At 38.4% G+C, this 20,197-nt stretch carries 16 protein-coding genes; 9 read left to right on the top strand and 7 right to left on the bottom strand.

Annotation, left to right across the window (positions count from 1 at the left end; all coding sequences use genetic code 11):
• Positions 1-5,479: alpha-2-macroglobulin (locus LDB17_RS09855; protein ID WP_393925014.1), on the bottom strand; the 5,479-nt coding region annotated here is incomplete at its 3' end.
• A 240-nt stretch (positions 5,480-5,719) separates the two neighbouring features.
• On the opposite strand from LDB17_RS09855, the gene LDB17_RS09850 reads away from it, so the two are divergent.
• Positions 5,720-6,166, top strand: a complete 447-nt coding sequence (locus LDB17_RS09850) for a DUF3836 domain-containing protein (RefSeq protein ID WP_262485341.1) — start codon at positions 5,720-5,722, stop codon at positions 6,164-6,166.
• A 58-nt stretch (positions 6,167-6,224) separates the two neighbouring features.
• Here LDB17_RS09850 and zupT read toward each other — a convergent pair whose 3' ends face one another.
• The gene (zupT, locus tag LDB17_RS09845; protein WP_252638496.1) at positions 6,225-7,022 is read right to left on the bottom strand and encodes a zinc transporter ZupT; all 798 of its coding nucleotides are present in this window, start codon (positions 7,020-7,022) and stop codon (positions 6,225-6,227) included.
• Between the two features lie 129 nt (positions 7,023-7,151).
• Between zupT and LDB17_RS09840 the strand changes: the two genes are divergently transcribed.
• Complete coding sequence (locus LDB17_RS09840) at positions 7,152-7,850, top strand: type 1 glutamine amidotransferase (RefSeq protein ID WP_252638497.1); 699 nt, start codon at positions 7,152-7,154, stop codon at positions 7,848-7,850.
• Positions 7,847-9,235 carry an MFS transporter gene (locus tag LDB17_RS09835; protein ID WP_252638498.1) on the top strand — a complete coding sequence of 463 codons (1,389 nt, stop codon included), beginning with the start codon at positions 7,847-7,849 and terminating at the stop codon, positions 9,233-9,235. The genes LDB17_RS09840 and LDB17_RS09835 overlap by 4 nt, the downstream gene beginning before the upstream one ends.
• A 4-nt stretch (positions 9,236-9,239) precedes the next feature.
• Here LDB17_RS09835 and LDB17_RS09830 read toward each other — a convergent pair whose 3' ends face one another.
• The 3 genes from LDB17_RS09830 to LDB17_RS09820 are packed head-to-tail and all read right to left on the bottom strand — an operon-like array spanning position 9,240 to position 12,757.
• A complete protein-coding gene (locus LDB17_RS09830; protein ID WP_252638499.1) occupies positions 9,240-10,415 on the bottom strand; it encodes an ABC transporter permease in 1,176 nt (391 codons plus the stop codon).
• Positions 10,412-11,056, bottom strand: coding sequence for an ATP-binding cassette domain-containing protein (locus LDB17_RS09825; RefSeq protein WP_252638500.1), 645 nt, complete (start codon positions 11,054-11,056; stop codon positions 10,412-10,414). Before LDB17_RS09825 ends, LDB17_RS09830 begins: the two co-directional genes overlap by 4 nt.
• A 39-nt stretch (positions 11,057-11,095) precedes the next feature.
• Entirely contained in the window at positions 11,096-12,757 is a 1,662-nt protein-coding gene (locus LDB17_RS09820) for a DUF4836 family protein (protein WP_252638501.1), read from the bottom strand.
• Positions 12,758-12,894: 137 nt separating this feature from the next.
• Between LDB17_RS09820 and LDB17_RS09815 the strand changes: the two genes are divergently transcribed.
• From LDB17_RS09815 to LDB17_RS09790, 6 genes are all read left to right on the top strand, one after another.
• Entirely contained in the window at positions 12,895-14,178 is a 1,284-nt protein-coding gene (locus tag LDB17_RS09815; protein ID WP_252638502.1) for an Nramp family divalent metal transporter, read from the top strand.
• A gap of 148 nt (positions 14,179-14,326) precedes the next feature.
• Positions 14,327-14,785 (top strand): hypothetical protein, encoded by a 459-nt coding sequence (locus LDB17_RS09810; RefSeq protein WP_252638503.1) that lies wholly within the window; start codon positions 14,327-14,329, stop codon positions 14,783-14,785.
• Between the two features lie 116 nt (positions 14,786-14,901).
• Positions 14,902-15,201, top strand: coding sequence for a Dabb family protein (locus LDB17_RS09805; RefSeq protein ID WP_006842049.1), 300 nt, complete (start codon positions 14,902-14,904; stop codon positions 15,199-15,201).
• Positions 15,202-15,867, top strand: a complete 666-nt coding sequence (locus LDB17_RS09800) for a DNA alkylation repair protein (RefSeq protein WP_252638504.1) — start codon at positions 15,202-15,204, stop codon at positions 15,865-15,867.
• Between the two features lie 19 nt (positions 15,868-15,886).
• Positions 15,887-17,002 (top strand): HNH endonuclease, encoded by a 1,116-nt coding sequence (locus LDB17_RS09795; RefSeq protein ID WP_252638505.1) that lies wholly within the window; start codon positions 15,887-15,889, stop codon positions 17,000-17,002.
• 19 nt (positions 17,003-17,021) lie between these two features.
• Complete coding sequence (locus LDB17_RS09790; RefSeq protein WP_252638506.1) at positions 17,022-17,330, top strand: hypothetical protein; 309 nt, start codon at positions 17,022-17,024, stop codon at positions 17,328-17,330.
• 48 nt (positions 17,331-17,378) lie between these two features.
• Here LDB17_RS09790 and LDB17_RS09785 read toward each other — a convergent pair whose 3' ends face one another.
• Positions 17,379-19,589, bottom strand: a complete 2,211-nt coding sequence (locus tag LDB17_RS09785) for a TonB-dependent receptor (RefSeq protein ID WP_252638507.1) — start codon at positions 19,587-19,589, stop codon at positions 17,379-17,381.
• Positions 19,590-19,679: 90 nt separating this feature from the next.
• The gene (locus LDB17_RS09780) at positions 19,680-20,153 is read right to left on the bottom strand and encodes a hypothetical protein (RefSeq protein ID WP_252638508.1); all 474 of its coding nucleotides are present in this window, start codon (positions 20,151-20,153) and stop codon (positions 19,680-19,682) included.
• Positions 20,154-20,197: the final 44 nt, after the last annotated feature.

The following is a 20,197-nucleotide window of genomic DNA, read 5'->3' as shown; positions in this document are numbered from 1 at the left end:
ATTTGCCACAATACGCAGCTTGCAATCTTATTTTGAATGACATCGAATATCCCGTACCCAGATTGAAGTAAGTGTACACTCTGTCGTCTCTGATGTCCTGATAATTATATGCACCGGCTGTTCTTGTATCAGCTTCGTTGAACAAGCGATTGTTGAATATTTCCCATCCCGAGGCAAATATCTGATCGAGTGTCATATCGGTAAGATACTGTCCCGAAATGTTTTGAACAATCACATTTGCATAGAATTCTGTTCCTTGTCTTAGAGAAGAAACATCTAGCTCTTTACCGTTTTCGTCTATATATTTTACATATAGTTTTACTCCATTCGCTTCGGCAGGGTTCTTGTCTGTCAGAGGTTGTGTTTTGCCTAACAGGCGGACAAATATATCACCCTGTCCCTTATTTTTGATAGATATGTTTACCTTATCGTGAGGTTTTATATTCACTTCTTGGAAAACATCGCCCGAGTTACTTGCTTTTTGAGGAACTCCATTCAATGACCATTCGTACGAAATAACACCTTTGCCCATTTTTTCAGCCAGTCGAGACATGGCTATCAATCCATAAGCCGCTGTTTGAGTTGTTATATAACTTCCACTCAGGTATTCTGATACTTTAAATGAGAGTTTTAGCGCTTTTTGTGTCTGACCTAACAACAGGTATGTCTCCATTATCATAGCCATATCGCGTTGAGAACTACCAAACGTGTTGTTACTAAATGCATAATGTTCTACCTGATCGCTGGCATTGTTTGTCAGTTGCAGTGCCGCATCTTTCTTCCCTGCTAAGGCGTAGGCAGCAGCCAACCTCCAACGAGCCTGTACCGAAAGACCTTGCATTTCTTTCAATCGGTTCATCGCTCCCAACTCAGGATCTCCGGCAAGAGCCAAAGTATATAAGCGGTATGCTTGCTGTAAGTCGCTCATAGAGTATGTGTAATAAGAACTGTAAAGGTTACCTTTATTCCACGTTTGAGCTGCTTTTTTCTGGAACTGCTTCCACTTGTTGATTACTGATGTTGGAACTTCCCATCCGGCTTTCTGAGCTTCCAGTAAGAAGTGTCCGGCATAGCTGCTTACCCATTCATCCGGATAACGATTGCCCGGCCAGTAAACAATACCACCGTCGCCAAGTTGACGTGAAACGATTGTCTGAATAGCCCCTTTTACGTTGTCTGTTACTATAACTTCTTTCTCTTTCTCGGTAAGAGGTCTGAATTTCTCTAAGAATAGTAGCGGGAATCCTTTTGATGTTACCTGCTCGGTACATCCGTGTGGATAGTAACGCAGATACGTGAGTGTGTTATTCAGATTTACTCCCGGCATACGTGATACTTCGAGTTTTGCCCAGTCTTCAGCTTTGATATCTTCGAATGATATGGCTAGATGTGCCGTATCGTTTGGCGAAACAAGAGCGTGAGAACTTAACAGAACATTCGGGTTCGGATTGCGAATCTCAATATCAATTGTTTCTGTAGCAGATTCTCCTCCTCCTGTGGCTTTTATTACTACTTTTTCATAGCCTGTTTTCTTACCGACTTTTACCTTGAAGTAAACCATCTTATCGCCTACATTCGTAAATGATACAGATTTAGAAGTTCCTTCTGTAAACTGGAATATACCTTTGGATTCTACTGTCAGATTTACAGTTTTTACTTTCTTGTCCATTGCAAATACATTTACAGGAAGCAAGAACTCTTCGTCAGGACCCGCCACACGTGGTAATGTCGATAATATCATCAGCGGATTTCTTACAGGAACAGTTTTCTCTCCACTTCCGTAAGCACCTTTTTTATTTCCGGCAACAACCATTACACGTACAGACCCGAAATAAGATGGAAGTTTAATTTTGTGCGTATCAGTTTTACCTCCGCTTATTGTAAATGGCCCCATATATTTTACTACAGGTTTAAACCGGCTCATAACATTGTTGGCTGGTTTCAAAGCTTCGTCGCCACCGATGCTCAATAGAGGGCCGAGCTTGCCCGTTTGTGTGCCTACTACCATGTCGAACATATCCCATGTGCGTACTCCCAGTGCCTGACGTGCATAGAAATCAGCCCAGGCATTTGGTGTTTTAAATGATGTGAGGTCTAACAGCCCTTCATCTACAATGGCGAGGGTATAAGTCATCTCTTTTTTGTTCTTTTCGGATATGGAAACACTGAATTCCTTTTCCGGACGAAGTTCATCCGGCATCGTGATGACAGGATTCAGTTCCGTTTCTTTATTTTCTACATTGATATTCAAGATACCATACATGCGTATAGGCAGATCATTGTCTGTTTGCGCATGCGGTTGTAACTGGCTGGCGGCAATGTAGAAGTTAGGTGTCATTTCTTCTGTCACCTTGAAGGTGTGTTTGGTATCTTCTGTCGCACTTGTTTTTACCCATTCGCGCGAAATGATACGTGAGCCATCCTCTATGGTAATCAAGGTGCGGCCTTTTGAGCTTTTTGGTAAAATTACAGTAACAGTTTCTCCAACTTTGTAAGCCTGCTTGTCTGTAGAGAATGAAAGCATTGTTAATCCGCTTGGGTCATCTTTCTCCGAGCGTCCTCTCCACGATGGCCAATCCACATAAAATACTCTACCTGTGATATGTCCGCTCTGTTCATCTTTTACCATGATGAGATAACGTCCCCAGTCGGGATAATTGACACGGAACTTGGCTTTTGCTTTTCCTGCCGAAGTTGAAATGTTTTCATTTAAGAGTACTTCGGTAGACGTATTATTCACATAAGAAGCCAAATTATCATTGGTATTCCACCACCAAGACCATTTCAACTTATAAATTTTCACATTTACATTCGAACGGTTAATCGGTTTTCCTTCGGGGCTGAGAGTAACGATATCAAACATATTGTCCTTGTCTGTTTCCAACCAGCCGTAATCGCTGCTTGTTGGGGCTTTAACACCCACGTATGCCGAATATGGAGAGTAAGCAGCAGTTTGAGTATATATACTGGCATCTCCTCCCGACTCAAATACTCGGGAAACGATATTAGCCCGCAACATTCCCGGTGCACTGGATGCCTGAGGCAGGCTTGTTCTCACTGTTGCATTTCCTTCGGCATCAAGTTTTCCATCAAAAACTGTATAGGTATCCGACGCAAAGTTCGACGTTGGGTTGTTGAACGTGTACGTTTCGTATCCTTTGAATGGATTGTATGCTTTACTTAATGTCATTTCCACTTTTGCCGCTAGGTTTGCCGCCGGAGCACCATGTAGCCATTGCGAAGACAACGGTGCAGAAAATGTGCCGCTTCCTGCGTTTATCATTTCACCTGCATCAAGTCGTACTTTTAAACGGTTCGGCTTAACGGTTTCTATTTTCAATGTCTTCGAGAATGTTACTCCTCCCACCTTTACACGCGCCCTCCAATTGCCCGTAATAGCATTCGGATCGGTAGCCATACGGAAAGCATAGAATCCATCTTTACCCGTGGTGGATACATAACGTTGAGCCATTTGTCCGCGTGGGGTATATAGTTCGAGTGAAACAGGATGGTCTTTTGGTAATGTCTGATTTTTATCTTCGAGAATGAAGGTGACAAATATAGAATCGCCCGGGCGCCATACACCTCGTTCTCCATAGATATACCCTTTCAGTCCTTTTTGTATCTCTTGTCCGCTAACATCAAAGTTGCTTAGCGATAAAGAAAGGTTTGAAGTGACCTTCAGATATCCTTTTTCTTTGCCATGTGATGCGATAACAGCAAACGGAACACCTCCCTTGTATTCTATTTCTGTAAAGCCGTCTCCATCCGTTTTGCCTGTGCCAATGCGCTGCATCTGATAGTTGTAAATATCAACGGTTGCACCCGAAATAGGGTTTGTAGTTAGTATATCTGTAAGGGCTACCGTCATTTTCTTTTCGGAACCCATTTTTGCAGTCATTCCAATATTCGATGCTAGTACAACGACCTCTGATGTTTTGTTCATGTAATATGTCGGATCGCAAGGATTATTTCTTTCTTGCCAGTTATATTCTTCCCAATCCCATTCATCGGAGTAGTAGTAATATTCCGGATTATCCCATTGCTTTTCGTCTTCTTCGTCCATTTCATTGTCGAAACGTTGCAATGCCGCATCTTTCGGTATCTGAGGAATCATACCGTCGCAAGGATAAAGAGAGTATTCTTTTTTCATGGTGAATTCCACTTTATACACAGCTCCCGGATCTTGCTTAATTAGTTTTGCCATATCCAGAGAGAATGCATTCCATTCATCCAGTTTCATCGTTGGGTCTTCATCCAGTCGGATACGTTTTTTTAGAACCAGACGACCGAAACGTTTTAGCTCGTTGCTTCCTCCAAAATCATTCGATTGTAGATAACCCAGTATATTGTTTTCGTATATTTTAATAACTTTTACATCCACTGCCCAAAGGTTGACAGCCTTGAATGGAATGATCAGATTATCCGAATTGGGTAGTATATTACCTGCATTTGGTACTTCTATTTCGGGTTTATTCTTTTCAAAATTTACACTGAATGTATAATCTTTATCAAGAGTCTTGTTTTGTGAGTTTCTCAGCTCTTTGAATATTTTCAGATCGGTACTTGTCCCTCTTGTCGTTTTATCAAGATAGAGTTTCATTATATTTTTCTGGATATCGAAAGAGAAACTTTCTATAATACCCGGTTTTATCAGCCCCTGTATATTCTGATTGAGAGAAAGAGGATCACTGAATGTAATGCGAACGCATTCTTGCGGAGAATATTCCATTGATACGTCTAATACCTTAAAATCGGAGATTGCAGGGATAATGATTTTTTGCTCATCATCTCTTTTTGCATTTATGGCACTCCCCTTTATGCTCAATGTATATTCTATTTCTTTTGTACCTCTGTAGAGGCTGTCTATCGTTAGATTGTATCTACCTTTTATTTCGCTTGGAGTAATCTTTATTTTAGCATCCTTAGATTTATCTCCGCCCGATAAAGAGAACATACTTTTTACATCGTCTGTGTTGGCCTCATCCGCTAAAAGAATTTCGCCTTGTACAGTGTTCCACACAAGGTCATTATCTTTCATTTGAGTATAAGAACGTAGGTTTACGTTGAAGTTTTGTTCGGGCACACGGAAAAAAAAGTAGAACTCTTTGAAGTCGCTATCTACTTTCAGAACCTTGTCGAGTTTGAACCAAGCATCATATTCTGTCCCTTGTTTCAACTCACCCGGATCAGGTACAAATTTGATAGTACGTGTACTGGTCCAGTAAGCTTTACCTTTTATCGATGGTGAAAATTCAAATAGCTCCTGCTCAATTTCTTTATTGAGTTCGGCTGTCGGAATATCTTGTGTCAGTTCGATTTGTATCTCCGAAGAGGAAGATATTTTCCCATAGGTAAAGGCTGCAATATATTTTGCAAACTCGGAGTTGATCTCTTTACTGCCACTTTTTTTACATGAATTTAGACTAAAAAGACATGAAATGACGATCAGACTAAGGGTGAATAAGTATTTTTTCATAAATTGTGTTATTGATGCAAGTTAGTATAAGTACAAATATATGAGAATATTTTCGATAAAGAGATTGATTGTATTTACTTTTTATAAAACACATATAAATTGTTTGCTTTGTAAAGATTCTGTTTTCTAGTGCTTTATGTATTTATTTCAAAAAAACAGGAAAAAGTTGTAACTATATTCTTGGGATTATCGTCTTATGTATAGAAGCGCTTTTCAAATAATTGGTAAAAAGATTAAGAAATATTTAAAGTAAATACAGTCATGAGAACAACAATATTAACATCACTTTTAGTCGTATTATTATCTGTAGCAAATGCATATGCAGGGAGTCCTAAAACCAGAGTTTATAGCAATAATGACGACAAAACGAAAGAGTACGTAACGGTAGATAAAGAAACCTCGAAGGCGTTGGACAAAACAGTATACAAATATAGTACTGATGGTTCTTTACAAGAAAGAGTACTTTACAAATGGGTAGATAAAGAAGGTTGGGTAGGAGTTCAAAAGTACAGTTATGAATATAACAATAAAGGACAAGTGGTAGATATTGCTTACACAACATGGGATCAGGGTATATCTACATGGTCGTTACAGTCTCAACACTTGCAACACATATATGATGCACAGGGTGAACTGTTGGCCGTAGTACAGGTGAATGCAAAAGATAATCTGACAGCAATAAAATAGAACTTATATTTATCAACACGGTATTGTGATCCTGCTTCCCGAAAAGAGGCAGGATTTTTTATATAAACAGATATAAGCTGAATGCCATCACCAACATCCCGGCTACGAGTCCCATGATGGAAATATGATGTTTTCCGTATTTCTCGGCACTAGGCAAAAGTTCGTCCAACGAGATGAACACCATGATGCCCGACACCGCAGCCAGTATAAGCCCATTTATAGCAGGAGTCCAAAACTGTAAAAGGAAAAAATAGGCAATCAGAGCACCGAACGGCTCAGCCAGACCCGATGCAAATGACAGCCAGAAAGCCTTTTGTCGGCTGCCTGTTGCATGATATATGGGTACAGCTACAGCAATTCCTTCGGGGATATTGTGTATTGCTATCGCTATCGTAATCGGTATTGCAACGTCTAAAGACCCGAGAGCCGATGTAAATGTGGCTATCCCTTCGGGGAAATTATGAATTGCTATAGACATGGCAACTACGATGCCGGTGCGTTTCAATGCTCGTTTTTTTATACCCATGTCTTCTACTCCTTGTATTTCATGAGGGTTTAGAGACTCGGGGATAAGAAAGTCTATGAGATTGATAAATGCAATTCCTATAAAAAATGCCAGAATAAGATATAGTGTACCTAGTTTTTCTCCATAAGCAGCAACAAGTTCTATTTTCCCTTCGGGTATCATTTCCATAAAGGAAACGTATAGCATGATTCCTGCCGAAAAGCCGAGAGAAGCACAAAGGAAATTCGTATTTGTATGTTTTGCCAATAACGCAATCAGGCTGCCTATTCCGGTAGATAGTCCGGCTATAGCAGTAAGTATAAAAGCTAGTAGTATATTATAATCTGACATCCTTAGTAGCGTGTTATGAATGTAAAGGTATGATATAGTTTTTATTTTGAAAACTATATTTTTTATAGATTGTTCTTGATATGAACATTTTTGGTACATTTAAAGTTTAAATCACACAAAAATATAATTATGTCTACATACAGGGTTCATTATATTCAACATGTTCCATACGAAGGCTTGGGATATATCGAAAAATGGGTAAAGGATAACGGTTATAGTCTAACCGTAACCAAAATTTTTGAGGACTATAAGTTTCCTGATCAGGATGACTTTGATATGCTCGTAATTATGGGAGGTCCTATGGGGACTTATGAAGAAGACAGTTATCCTTGGTTGAAAGATGAAAAGCTCTTTGTTCGAAAAGCAATTGATTCGGACAAAGCAGTACTGGGTATCTGCTTGGGTTCGCAGATAATAGCCAATGCATTGGGAGCCGCAGTATATCCAAATAAAGAAAAAGAAATAGGCTGGTTGCCCATATCGTTTGCAGACAAAGAGTCTCAGGTTTTATTCGGAAGTGAAACCGTTTCTCCTATTGTTTTCCAATGGCACGGCGATACATTTGATTTGCCCGCAGGAACCAAATTGCTTGCTTCGAGTGAGGCATGTGTTAATCAGGCTTTTTCGTATAAAGAAAAGGTTATCGGTTTACAGTTCCATTTTGAAGCCACTGAAAAAAGTTGCGCCGATATACTGAACAATAGCGATGAAAAACTTGTCGAAGGAAAATATATTCAATCGGAAGATTATATAAGAAAAAACACTCAATATATTCCATCATGCAATAAGATGATAGAAACAATCTTGAATAAACTGATCAGACTATGACGCATCCTGAGAAAAAAGCAAACACAGGAGCTTTGTTATTTATCCTGTGTCTGGCTTCTTCGCTTGTGCCTTTTATAAGCTCGGCTCTAAACCTTGCGTTGCCGTATATTAATAAAGACTTATCGCTCAACGCAGTTATGTCGGGATGGGTGCCAACTTCTTATATGCTGTCTACAGCCATTTTGCAAATACCTTGTGCCCGTATGGCAGACATGATAGGACGCAAGAAAGTTTTTATATGGGGAGTAGTTATCCTGACTATATTTTCGGTATTGAGTGGATTAGCAACAACAGGAGTCATGCTTATCACTTATCGCTTCCTTGCGGGAATCGGTAGCGCTATGATGTTTGGTACCAGCACTGCTATTCTCACTTCTTCTGTGCCAGCCGAAAAACGGGGGAAAGCTATGGGAGTAGTTGCTGCAACTGTGTACTCTTCATTGGCTGCCGGACCTTTTGTGGGTGGTTTGCTTACTCAATACTTCAATTGGCATAGTATCTTTTTTGTTTCTGCGGCTATTTGCTTTATCGTCGCCGTAGGTGGATATTATATCATTAAAGAAGACTGGAAAGAAGAGGCCAAAAGTAAATTTGATGCGATAGGTTCTATCTTGTTTGCTATTGGGCTGTTTGCTCTGATTTATGGCTTTGCGGAATTACCTCATATTCAGGGTTTCATTTTTATTGTAATAGGTGTAATCGTATTATTCTTATTTGCTTTGTATGAAAAGAAACAAGAGTTTCCGGTGTTTAACATTCGTGTTTTTATCGGTAACAAAATGTTTCGGATGTCTTCGTTGTCTGCTCTGATAAATTATTCGGCGACATTTGCCATTTCCTTTATGTTGAGCTTGTATCTTCAATATGTGCGGGGATTATCTCCTCGTGATGCGGGACTAATACTTATCATACAATCTGTTATACAGGCTATCGCCGCTTTGAAATCAGGAAGCTTGTCCGATAAAATGTCTCCAACATTTTTGGCTACATTAGGCATGTCTATTATTGCAGTCGGGTTGGGTGGATTGTGCTTTATCACTGAGACTACAAGCTATTACTTTATTGGTATCATGATGGTTCTTTTGGGTTTAGGATTTGGTATATTTTCTTCTCCAAATACAAATATTATCATGAGTTCGGTAGAAAGAAAACATTATGGATTGGCATCTGCAACGATGGGTACGATGAGGCTTACAGGGCAGTCGCTTAGTATGGGGATCGCTATAATGGCGATGTCGATAATGATAGGCAATATCGATTTGTCTTTAGCACCGCACCCTCAGTTTATAGGGAGTATGCGTATAACATTCATCACCTTCTTTGTGCTTTGTCTCTTTGGAGTATATGCTTCCTCTGTGAGGGAAAAGAAGAAACAGAAAGAATAAATTTCTATTTCACTTTTCTTCTTATTATCAGAATATTCAGCGAAGATAAAAGTAAGAATATACATACTCCGGCAATCAGAGTGATCATAATATCCGAACCTTCGAACTCACTCCATACATTGCGTACAATGTCGCTATACTTGATGCGTATCACCAAGACCGACGCAATAGCAAGTATGAGTATCGCAAAATTCATCCCGATAGCCATCAACTCGTAAGGACGGATTACCGCACTTTTTGCATAACCTATCAGACGAAGATTCCGTAGTTTCTCCATATTCTTTTCCAATAGCAGATAAATGCTGAGAGTAAGGACAAAAAAGGCTAGAGTACAGATTATTAATCCTATTGCAATAACAATACCTACCATTATCTTGAGGAAGTACGACATTTTACTCACTGCCGAGTTTTCACCCTCTACTTCATAGTTGTTCTTTTTGAGGAAGGTGGCGATATTGGGGTCGGCAGGATTGTTTACTTCTACCATCAGGCGACTGGGATTAGAGACGGCTTGTTCGCCGTAATTTTCATTTGCCCATTTCATAAAAGATTCGGGAACAAGGATTGTGTTTATCCGATTCGAGAAACCTGCTATTTGCCCCTTAAACTCTTTATGCTGCCATTTACCTGATATCGTGATGTTGAAATTCACCATTCCGATTACACTCTGCGAAAGTTTCGGCATGGAGCGAGCTTCGGCAAAACCAAAGTTGTAGAGGTCAAGGTAGTTTTTAGGAAGGATAATAGGAACGAATTCATCATCGGGACTAAATTTCCACCTGTCGGTCTTCACATCTATGAAATCATCAGGAACCGATTCGAAAAACATCTCGGTGTTGAAACCTCCCTGATTGGTATTTATTCCTCCAAAAACCTTATATCTCGAAGCGGTAAATGCTCCTACCTGCGTTGCAAAACTGGTATTTTCTATATTTTTAATTTCTTCGGCCGAAAAACCTGATGCTTGAGGGTTCAGTGTATTGTAGATGCCTACTTGTTTTGTTAGTACCAGAAAATCCCTCTTCATGATAGTATCCTTTTCCGAAAACAAGGGATTGATATCCAGGTAAAACTGGAGGCCAAGCAGAACAATCGTTAATCCGATAAGATTGGCAATGAAGAATCCGGCAAACTGTCCTTTGCTTATATTTTGTTTCAAGAGCTTCCAAACCAGATTCATAGCGATAATATTAGAGAATAATCCATTGGTAAATCTTTGCCTATCGAGGTGACTATCAATCCTGCATGCTGTACTGCTACCTCTTCGTGGATAAGCTCAGTAATGATTTTGGCATTGTTGTCATCAAGATGGCTGATGGGTTCGTCGAGGATAAGAAAGTCGAAAGGCTGGCAAAGCGAGCGGATAATTGCGACACGTTGCTGCTGTCCCCAAGACATTTTTCCTATTGGTTGGTTTTTCTTTTCAGTGATGCCCAACCTGTCGAACATCGAATCGATTTCCGATTCGATTTTGTGGTGAGTGAGATTGTTTTTTAGCCGGATGTTTTCCAATGCTGTCAATTCGGGAAAGAGACGTAGCTCTTGAAACAGAAGACTCAGATGTTTTGATCTGATGTTATCCCATTTTTTTCTCTTTATATTTTTGACTTCTCTTTCGTCAAAAAGGATGTTTCCCGAAAAATCGGCTCTGTAGCCATAGATATAGCTACAGAGCGAACTTTTCCCTAAGCCTGATTCTGCTTTTATCAGGTATGTTTTTCCCTTCTCAAAAGTGACGTCTTGTTTCCAGATATCTGATTTTATATCTTTTATCTCCGAGAAGACATCAGGAAGGGCGTTTCTTAATTGTATCGTATTCATCCATGCTTAGCCGTTAGCCTGTAGCTATCAGCTTTTTATTTAATATTCTTGAGCGATATGTGTAACTACACTGTCTACAAATTTACAAATTACAGCAAGGCTATTATCACTTGTATCTGTAATAACGATTTTACCACTGCCACTCATATCCTGAGTTGTTATATAACTATAATCACCAAGCAAGTCAAAGCCTTTTGTGGCAAGCTCCTTAGCCTTATCGTTACCTCCCATTTCTGACAATAATAATGGTTTTAGAGGACTGAAGGTTCCACATATAAATGTAGTCTTATCTTTAGCCTGATCCGACAGATCACTCTTTAGTCCTGTTGCTGATATGTTTTTGAATACACTTTCGCTATTTGTAAAGAAGAACATATTGTTGTTGATTCCAAAGTAAGCATTCGTATTCTCATCCACTTTTAGCGAATATGTATTTGGATTCAGTTCAGTGAAAACGGCAGCTTCGCCATTAAGTTCTTTTATTTTTCCTTTTGCAATATTCCATATAGAGTTTGCGTCTTTGAGGTCTGCAAAAAATGAAAGTTCAGGAGATGAGTCTGTATATTCAAAATCGTAGTAATCAGATTTTTTTGTTACAATTTTTACATTATTTACGGCAAAAGTAATGTCTCCATCCATATTCGATATAAAAGATTTCAGGTCGATGCCTAACTCCGATAAGTTAGAACCGGCATTTTCTTCTATCAGAGAAATCAAGCCTAATTCGTTCAGATAATTATAAATACCTTCTCCTTTCATGTTAGCCGAGATGGAAAAGATCGGTTTATCTGTAAAGTATTTAAGCTGATCACCTTTTAGTTTACCTGTCATCTGCGATGCCAGTTCGTTAAATTTCTTCTCTGCTTCCGGGGTATCATAGTACATTTTATTGCTAAATGCTATTTCCCCTTTTTCGAACGAAATAAAAGCAGCTGTATTTATATCTTTTAATTGGTCATATAATCCTGTTAGCATTTTATTTACAGCATTCCCGTCATGTCCTTGCATTGCCAATGCAGGAGGTAACAAAGAAGACCACATTCCTTTTATATTACTGTATGAAGAGAAGATCGAAATATCCTTTTTGTTCGAAATAAATTCTGCGAATGATTTTTTAGAGTTGATGCTCTCTTTAGCTGTTTGCGTTAGTTGTTTTGTAACCAATGTTTTCAGATCAGGCAAGGCACTATGGTCGCGATAATATACAGTTCCCATATATGTAAGCAATAAAAGCTTGTCCTTAGTCCAGCCTATAACAAAGTTTTGTTGTGCACTTACTGTAGTCACTCCGTCTTTCTCTTCCAACATTTGTTCCGGTAGTTCGAAGGTCTTGATAAGTAATTCCTTCAATTTCTTCTGATCGTCCATTTTCAGAACAATACCCATTGTCGTACTGTCCATATACATGTAACAGTCGCTAAGAAAATCGATGCCTGTCGAATTTGGGTTTTTAAGGAAACTCTCAAGCTGTTCAATTGCTTTTGTAGCGTTACCGCCGGACTTAGCCTTGTCAAGGGCTTCTTTTATAACTTTATTCTCCAGTGGCTTATAGTCGGCTTTTGTCAATAGAGATTTTGTATCGATATGTATAACAGTAGCGGCACTCGCCGGTATCGAGTTGGTCAAGTCTGCCGAATCTTTACATGAGTAAAAAAAAGCTACAAATAATGCAACTATGAGAGTAATACCCGTTTGTTTCATAATTTCGTGTTTAAAAATATTAATTCTGCGAATATAAGAAAAAGAAAGGTGTTGAGCTTTGGAATGATTAATTCTTTTCACATTTTATGAAGATTGTTTTGCGAAAAAGATAATTTTGTATCCAAATATAGAACGTAATGAATCTTTTTGAAAATTTAAAGAAAGCATATACACGCATTCACCCCAAACCAAAGTATGGTGCTTTGGAGCTATTAAAATATATAGGTCCCGGACTGTTGGTAACTGTGGGATTTATTGACCCGGGTAACTGGGCTTCGAATTTTGCAGCCGGATCGGAGTTTGGATATGCCCTGTTATGGGTGGTAACGCTGTCTACCGTTATGTTGATTATCCTTCAACACAATGTAGCTCACTTGGGTATTGTGACAGGGCTCTGTCTTTCCGAAGCCGCTAATAAATATTTACCACGAATGGGTTCGCGAACTATATTGTGGTCGGCAATGGGAGCTTCTGTCTCTACATCTTTGGCCGAAATATTGGGTGGAGCTATTGCATTGAATATGCTTTTTGATATTCCTATCAAAGTGGGAGCCGTATTGGTTGCAGTTTTCGTTTTCGCGATGATGTTTTCCAATTCGTATAAAAAGATAGAGCGCTATATTATTGCTTTTGTCTCCCTTATCGGACTATCTTTTATCTACGAGCTTTTTCTTGTTGATATAGAGTGGGGAGAGGCTGCACAAGCATGGGTAGTGCCTTCTATCCCGGAAGGGAGCATGCTGATTATAATGAGTGTGCTGGGAGCAGTGGTGATGCCGCACAATCTTTTTCTGCATTCGGAAGTGATACAAAGCCGTCAATGGAATTTACAAGATGAGGCTGTGATTGAAAAGCAATTGAAATACGAGTTTTTCGATACATTTTTCTCTATGTTCATCGGGTGGGCAATAAATAGTGCGATGATCTTATTAGCTGCTTCAACTTTCTTTAGAGAAAATATTGTAGTCAATGATCTTCAACAAGCTCACTCTCTGCTCGAACCATTGCTAGGGAATAATGCGGTTGTGATATTTGCACTGGCGTTGCTGTTGGCGGGAGTTTCGTCTTCTATGACTTCGGGCATTGCGGCAGGCTCTATATTTGCAGGCATGTATAACGAGCCTTATGATATAAAAGATATCCATTCACGTACAGGTGTTATTATTTCGCTTGGAATAGCATTGCTAATCATATTTATGATAGGCGACCCTTTCAAAGGTTTGATTATCTCACAAGCTATTTTGAGTGTGCAGCTTCCAATAACTGTGTTTTTGCAGGTAAGGCTTACTTCATCTAAAGAGGTAATGGGCAAGTACGCCAATACTCTTTTTACGAAAATACTTTTGTATGGCATAGCCATCGTTGTTACACTTCTTAATATATTGTTGTTGGTTAGTTTCTTTGTAGATGTTAAGATATAAACGATATTGCTCGAATAAAGAACAGTTTTTAGGTCTGTTTTTCTCTCTTATAAACACGTTGCGAGTTAAAATATAACAATAAGAGAGATCAGATTCTTTTTTGAATACGTATCTTTATCACTTGATTATTAATAAAAACCGGATAGTTATGAAAAAGTATATTGTTTTTGCTCTTATCTGTTCGATTGCATTCGCTGCGTTTACTGCGTGTAACTCAAAATCGAAGACGGATAATACAACAGATGAAAAAACTGTAAAAACAGAAGTAAAAGGAGAAGCTCCAAAGAAGAAATATATTAAGCTGGCCGAAAAAGCAAATGCTTCGATGCCAATGGTATTACCCGGTAATATACGTATCGATCGAGCCGAGGCTATTTCTGCTACAGAATATAAGTATTACTACACTTTTACTCAAGAGCCTACCGTATCTGTTGACGAATTTGTTCGGAGTGCAAAGCCTGCTATCACTATGGGAATGCGTGAGAATAAAGGCGAAGATCTCGATATGTTTCGTAAAGATAAAATGACGGTGATATTCGCTTATTACAAATTAGATGGTACGCTTTTTGCAGAGATAAAAGTGTCACCAAATGAGTACGCAGAATAATTTCTGCTAGTTTTTATCTATTAATAGAATGATTTAAAGGAAAAAGGTGACAATATAAATATGTAAATAAAGTGTCACTTTTGTCACCTTTTGATAAAACTAAAATATAACTGAATATGATTAAACACATCGTAATGTGGAAGCTGAAGGATGAAGCTCACGGAAATGATAAAGCTACAAATGCAAAGCTGATAAAAGAGAAACTGGAAGCTTTGTCGGGCAAAATTGATGGATTACTCAAGATAGAAGTAGGTATCGACTTCTTAGGAGGTGGCAACTTTGATGTTGCTCTTTATTCAGAATTGAGTAAGAAAGAGGATTTAGAAATATATCAGAATCATCCGTTACATCAGGCTGTTCTTCCTTTTATCAGAGAGGCTGTAATAGATAGAAAAGCCGTAGACTTTGAGGTATAAATGCAAGAAGATATAATAAAAGACATTCGTAAGAGATGCCGTATGGCTATGAACGGCATCGTTTCAACAAACATGCGCCAGCGTGGTTTGGATTACAAGCTAAACTTTGGCTTGTCTGTTCAGCAAATAAAAGATTTAGCGAAGCGTTATCAACCCGATTTAGAATTGGCTGAAATCCTTTGGGCAGACAATACCCGTGAGTTGAAAATATTGGCAACTCTACTTTATCCAACAGATTCTTTTACAAAAGAAAAGGCTGATGAATGGGTTTTATCTATTCCCAATCAGGAGATAAGAGAACAGGTTTGTGCAAACTTGCTTCAGAATGTGACATTTGCCAGAGAGATAGCATTGGAATGGGCAAAATCACCAGTTGCAGATGTCAGAGCCACTGGTTATTGGCTATTAGCTCGTTTGTTTATTACTAAGAAGACTGAACCTGTAGCTGTAGAATTAATATCAACTATTTGGGATGATGTGATATCCGAGGATATTTTTCTGCGAAATGCTGCATTATTAACACTAAAGCATACCGGACGCCAGTCTAAAGATATTGCAGATCGCATTCTTCAAAAATTATCTGTATACAAGGAAGATAAAGATCTGATAAAGCAAGAGGCGTTTAATAGTATGGCTTTCGAGTTTGATTATTTCTTTGAGGGTTGAAAAATAGAATTTTGTTGTAATGTTAGAAAAATTAATAGGTGATTTAAAACAAAAGTATAAAGGAATTCGCTATTCCAATTTGCTAAAAGACAGAGAGTGGTGGTTTACAATTTCTCCAGAGTCATTCAACACTACTTTGTACTTAATGCTTATTGATAAGAGTTCTGCTAATATTAGGATACTAAAGATAAACACAACGGAGCAATTCGTTGGTATTCTTCCTCGAAAGGAGGGTGTATATCTTTCGGGACAGTATGATCTATATTTTTCTATTGATAAAAAAAGTGTTTTAAAAGTTCGCTATTTAACTAGTTCTGGTTACGTTGAAAGTGATGTTTCTATGAATGTTTTAGAGTTTATAGAAATAGAGAAATACTTATTTGCAAATTCTCCAATTATTGAAACTCTGGAAGATTTGATTGATAATCTTTTGACAATAGAGGCATATCTTGGAGGTGATTATTCTGAAGAAGAAAGGAAGTTTGCTATATCTCTTGTTCAAAGAGGATATAACTTTGTTGCCTATAAAGTTCAAAATGAGTGGCATTTTGCTCCTAGTAGATTTGTTGGTTATAAAGACAACAATATATACAAGTTCCTCAATAATGATAGTAAAGAAGGTAAAGAAACTATACCAATAATTAACGAAATAGCTAAAAAAGAACTTTGTTTTGATCCGATACTAGAAAAAGCATATATAGAATATTGTGAATTGTTAAATATAGAACTGCATCATAATAAAAGACAATATTGGTTTTTTGATTTTACAGATACTAGCTTTGAAAAGTTAGCTAATAAGCATGAAAATAGATATCAAGAAGGCTGTCTTATAGAACGGAGACATAAAAAGAGAGAAAGAAATAGAAAGTTAGTTGAAGAAGCAAAACGTCGATTTCGGAATAAACATAATGGACAAATTTATTGTGAAATTTGTGGATTCAATTTTATGAGTACATATGGTATCGACTATATTGAAGTACATCATTTGAAAGCTCTTATGGATATGGAAGAAGGAGATGTTACAAGTTTAGATGATGTGTGTTTAGTTTGTTCTAATTGTCATCGAGTAATTCATAGCCAATATCCTTTTTTGACTATTGATCAAGTAACAAAATTAATAAAGTCAAGACAATGATGTCTTATACTACTTAGTTATGTTGCTAATGCCAGATTTCTCCCTCATATTATTCTTCGTTATTCTTATACCGGCTTATGTATTGATAAAGCATTTTAAGGGTAGAAGAGAGCCTTTGGCTTTATTGGTGATGTCTGTCCTTTCTATTCTTTGTTGGCTGCTGATAGGAGTTGTACTTTACTTTCTGGATATAGATATGCAAGCAACGGCATTGTTAGTCAATGTCTTGATTTTTTTACCTATCTTCCTTTCCTCTCTCATCTTATTGATAAAGCTAATTCTCTTTGTAAGAGATAAATATAAAAAGCGAGGTGAAATATCCCATTAATTAAGATACTTCACCCCGCTTAATATTCTTAGATTATAAATACCTTAACTACTTGCCAATAGCATATCTTAGTCCCACGTAGAATTTACGACCCTGAGTTGGTCCCCACACCATTGTGGCATCAAAGTCATCACCAAATGGATTTTCTGCCGAGACGATTGGATTCTTTTGTTTGAAATCCGTAATGTTTTCTGCACCCACATAGATACTCCAATTACGGAAATTCTTAGTGATCTGTGCATTCAGTATTGTAAACGAATCGAATGTAGTTTTCCACAAAGGATTCACCGTATCAGGGGTTGGCATACGTCCACCTCCGTTAAATTGGGCGGTAAGGTCGAATACCCATTTTTTTAAGCGGGTTTCGTAAGAGCCTGTTAGAAGTGCTTTGTAATCACTTATCAAAGGTTTCTTCATTAGTTTATCTCCGTAAGTTGTTTTTGCATTTGTCCAACGATACGCCCCCAATATATTAAACCCTTTGAATAAGGGGTATGACACTTCTATCTGATAACTATCGGCATACGATTTGCCCGACAGATTATAGAACTTTACAGCATGAGGGTCGCTATCTACATCGGTTACCACCTGATTGTCAAAGTCTGTTCTGTACCACTCTCCCGATATGGTTAGCTCTTCTCCTCTGATTGGTATATGAAAAGAGATGCTTGTACCATAGTTCCATGCCGATTCTTGTTGCAGATTATCTGCTATTTCTATCTTGCGGCTGCTTGCCAAGAAGTAGCTGTTTTCAGGCATAACAAATACTGTACGATAGCCTTTCCCCGCAGATGCTCTAAGGTTTAGCCACTCTACAGGCATATACTTTAAGTGTAGGCGTGGCGTAACGAATGCTTTTTTGTGCAGGGTGCTGTAGTCTGTCCGCAATCCGGCTAGGGCAATGAACTTGTCATCCTTGTTAAAGGTATATTGCAGATATCCTCCTGTTACAGTTTCTTCATTGGGCTGATTTGTGATTGGCTGAGTCAGATAAATCGATTGATTGTATTTGTCCCAGTTCATGCTTAAACCTGCACTTAGTTGGTGCATCTTGCCAAACCCTGTTTCATACATCAATGATGCATACAGATTATTTTCATACACATTGTATTTGTCGGCTGCATACTTTGATTTCTGATCGTGGTGTGAGCCTGTGAATATCAGAGCAATATTGCCATTACGCTCTTCATCTACAATGTATGAATTTTTTGTGTAAAATTCTCCTCTGTTTGTCTTTACAGATATTTCGTATGGGTCAGTATTAATGGAGGCAGAATTTAAAGTATGCATTGTTTGCCCACTGGTACGGTAATCTTGTAAGAAACGAACGCCGAATTGTGAAGCATATCTGCCCGACATATAATTCCACCTGTTCATCATATTAAACTGGTGTTTCTTCGGCATATCTAAGAAGCTGTCATCGTTGTCGTCATGTGATGCAGATTCATTCGAATAATGCAAGAATACTCCCATGCTTAATTTATCATTCAAGATAAATGCTGCATCGGCATTGCCTTCGTATCTTCCGGCATCACTCGAAAATAAATTCAAGCTGAGAGGATCTGCGCTATTTGGCTTTTTGTATTCCACATTCATTTGTCCTGTAATCGACTCATAACCGTTCTTTACCGAAGCTGCGCCTTTAGATATCTGTATGCTTTCCATCCATGGTCCGGGTATGTAATCCAGTCCGTATACTGAGGCTGCACCTCTAAAGTTAGGATAGTTTTCTGTTAATGTTTGCACGTAAGTTCCGGCTAGCCCGAGCAGTTGTATTTGTTTAGCTCCCGTTACCGCATCGCTAAATGATACATCTACCGAAGGGTTTGTTTCGAAGCTTTCGGAAAGGTTGCAACATGCCGCACGGTGCAGTTCTTTGGTTGTTATTTTTTCGGTATTCAAGAGGCTTGTCCGAGATTTGATTGTTCCCGGTACTGTTCTTTCTACGACCACCTCACCTAATTCGGCATTTTCTTGCAATACAACGTTTTGTGTCTCTGCAAAATCATGTATGTGGATAACTTTATCTTCAAATCCGACATACGATATGGCGAGCATGTGATCTTTGTGTGGTGTACCCGATATTTCAAAATAGCCATGTTCGTCAGTCATTACTCCCGCTTTTGCATTCTCCCATCGTACCGATGCACCTATTAAGGGCTGTTTTTGGTTGTCAAATACATACCCTTTCAATATGTCTTTGCTAAAGGCGAAAATGGGAATAAGGAGAAGTAAAATAAATATTTTAAATGTTTTCATTTGGATTCTTATTATTTGATTTGTAAAATACAATAGAAACTTTGTTGTATACCCGATTGGTACACAATAAGCAGATATGTATTACAAAAATCAAATAATAAGTACGCGAATGAGGGACAGGTATTCACGAGGTGGAATATCCGGTGGAGATTCGAATATAGAATTATCCTGAGTATATAAAGAATTATCTGTAAGGATACTCAAAGGAATAGTTGGAGAAGCATCCGATATCCAAACGAATGGTACGGATACTATCGGTATCGGTCTGAATGAAGAGGCATCAATATCTATAGATAAACGAGAGGCGGTGCAAGATATATCTTGAGTGAAAGAAGTGTCTCCGCACGATTCATCGTGTGATACATCTTTGTGCATCGAACAGCAATCACCTTTCTGCTCCGCTTTCTGATGTTCTAGAGAACAACATGTATGTTGCTCGGTCATGAAAAGGGTTTGCTCGCTACATGAATTGCAGCAATAGTTTATAATTGTAACCCCCGCACCGGTAAGAAACACCGTTGCGGCAGCAATTATAAGGATTATATTTTGCGCAAATCTTTTCATATCAAATGCAAAGATATGAGAAAATTATAGACAGATATAGGTTT

Source organism: Dysgonomonas sp. Shenzhen-Wh21 (assembly GCF_043392705.1).
GTDB lineage: Bacteria > Bacteroidota > Bacteroidia > Bacteroidales > Dysgonomonadaceae > Dysgonomonas.
This window is presented reverse-complemented; position numbering and strand designations above follow the sequence as displayed.

What these genes read in the sequence shown, in the direction of transcription:
- LDB17_RS09780 (WP_252638508.1), bottom strand. Translation starts at nt 20,153, where the DNA reads ATGAAAAGATTTGCGCAAAATATAATCCTTATAATTGCTGCCGCAACG.
- LDB17_RS09810 (WP_252638503.1), top strand. Translation starts at nt 14,327, where the DNA reads ATGAAAAAGTATATTGTTTTTGCTCTTATCTGTTCGATTGCATTCGCT.
- LDB17_RS09805 (WP_006842049.1), top strand. Translation starts at nt 14,902, where the DNA reads ATGATTAAACACATCGTAATGTGGAAGCTGAAGGATGAAGCTCACGGA.
- LDB17_RS09835 (WP_252638498.1), top strand. Translation starts at nt 7,847, where the DNA reads ATGACGCATCCTGAGAAAAAAGCAAACACAGGAGCTTTGTTATTTATC.
- LDB17_RS09825 (WP_252638500.1), bottom strand. Translation starts at nt 11,056, where the DNA reads ATGAATACGATACAATTAAGAAACGCCCTTCCTGATGTCTTCTCGGAG.
- LDB17_RS09785 (WP_252638507.1), bottom strand. Translation starts at nt 19,589, where the DNA reads ATGAAAACATTTAAAATATTTATTTTACTTCTCCTTATTCCCATTTTC.
- LDB17_RS09840 (WP_252638497.1), top strand. Translation starts at nt 7,152, where the DNA reads ATGTCTACATACAGGGTTCATTATATTCAACATGTTCCATACGAAGGC.
- LDB17_RS09795 (WP_252638505.1), top strand. Translation starts at nt 15,887, where the DNA reads ATGTTAGAAAAATTAATAGGTGATTTAAAACAAAAGTATAAAGGAATT.
- LDB17_RS09820 (WP_252638501.1), bottom strand. Translation starts at nt 12,757, where the DNA reads ATGAAACAAACGGGTATTACTCTCATAGTTGCATTATTTGTAGCTTTT.
- LDB17_RS09800 (WP_252638504.1), top strand. Translation starts at nt 15,202, where the DNA reads ATGCAAGAAGATATAATAAAAGACATTCGTAAGAGATGCCGTATGGCT.
- zupT (WP_252638496.1), bottom strand. Translation starts at nt 7,022, where the DNA reads ATGTCAGATTATAATATACTACTAGCTTTTATACTTACTGCTATAGCC.
- LDB17_RS09830 (WP_252638499.1), bottom strand. Translation starts at nt 10,415, where the DNA reads ATGAATCTGGTTTGGAAGCTCTTGAAACAAAATATAAGCAAAGGACAG.
- LDB17_RS09790 (WP_252638506.1), top strand. Translation starts at nt 17,022, where the DNA reads ATGTTGCTAATGCCAGATTTCTCCCTCATATTATTCTTCGTTATTCTT.
- LDB17_RS09815 (WP_252638502.1), top strand. Translation starts at nt 12,895, where the DNA reads ATGAATCTTTTTGAAAATTTAAAGAAAGCATATACACGCATTCACCCC.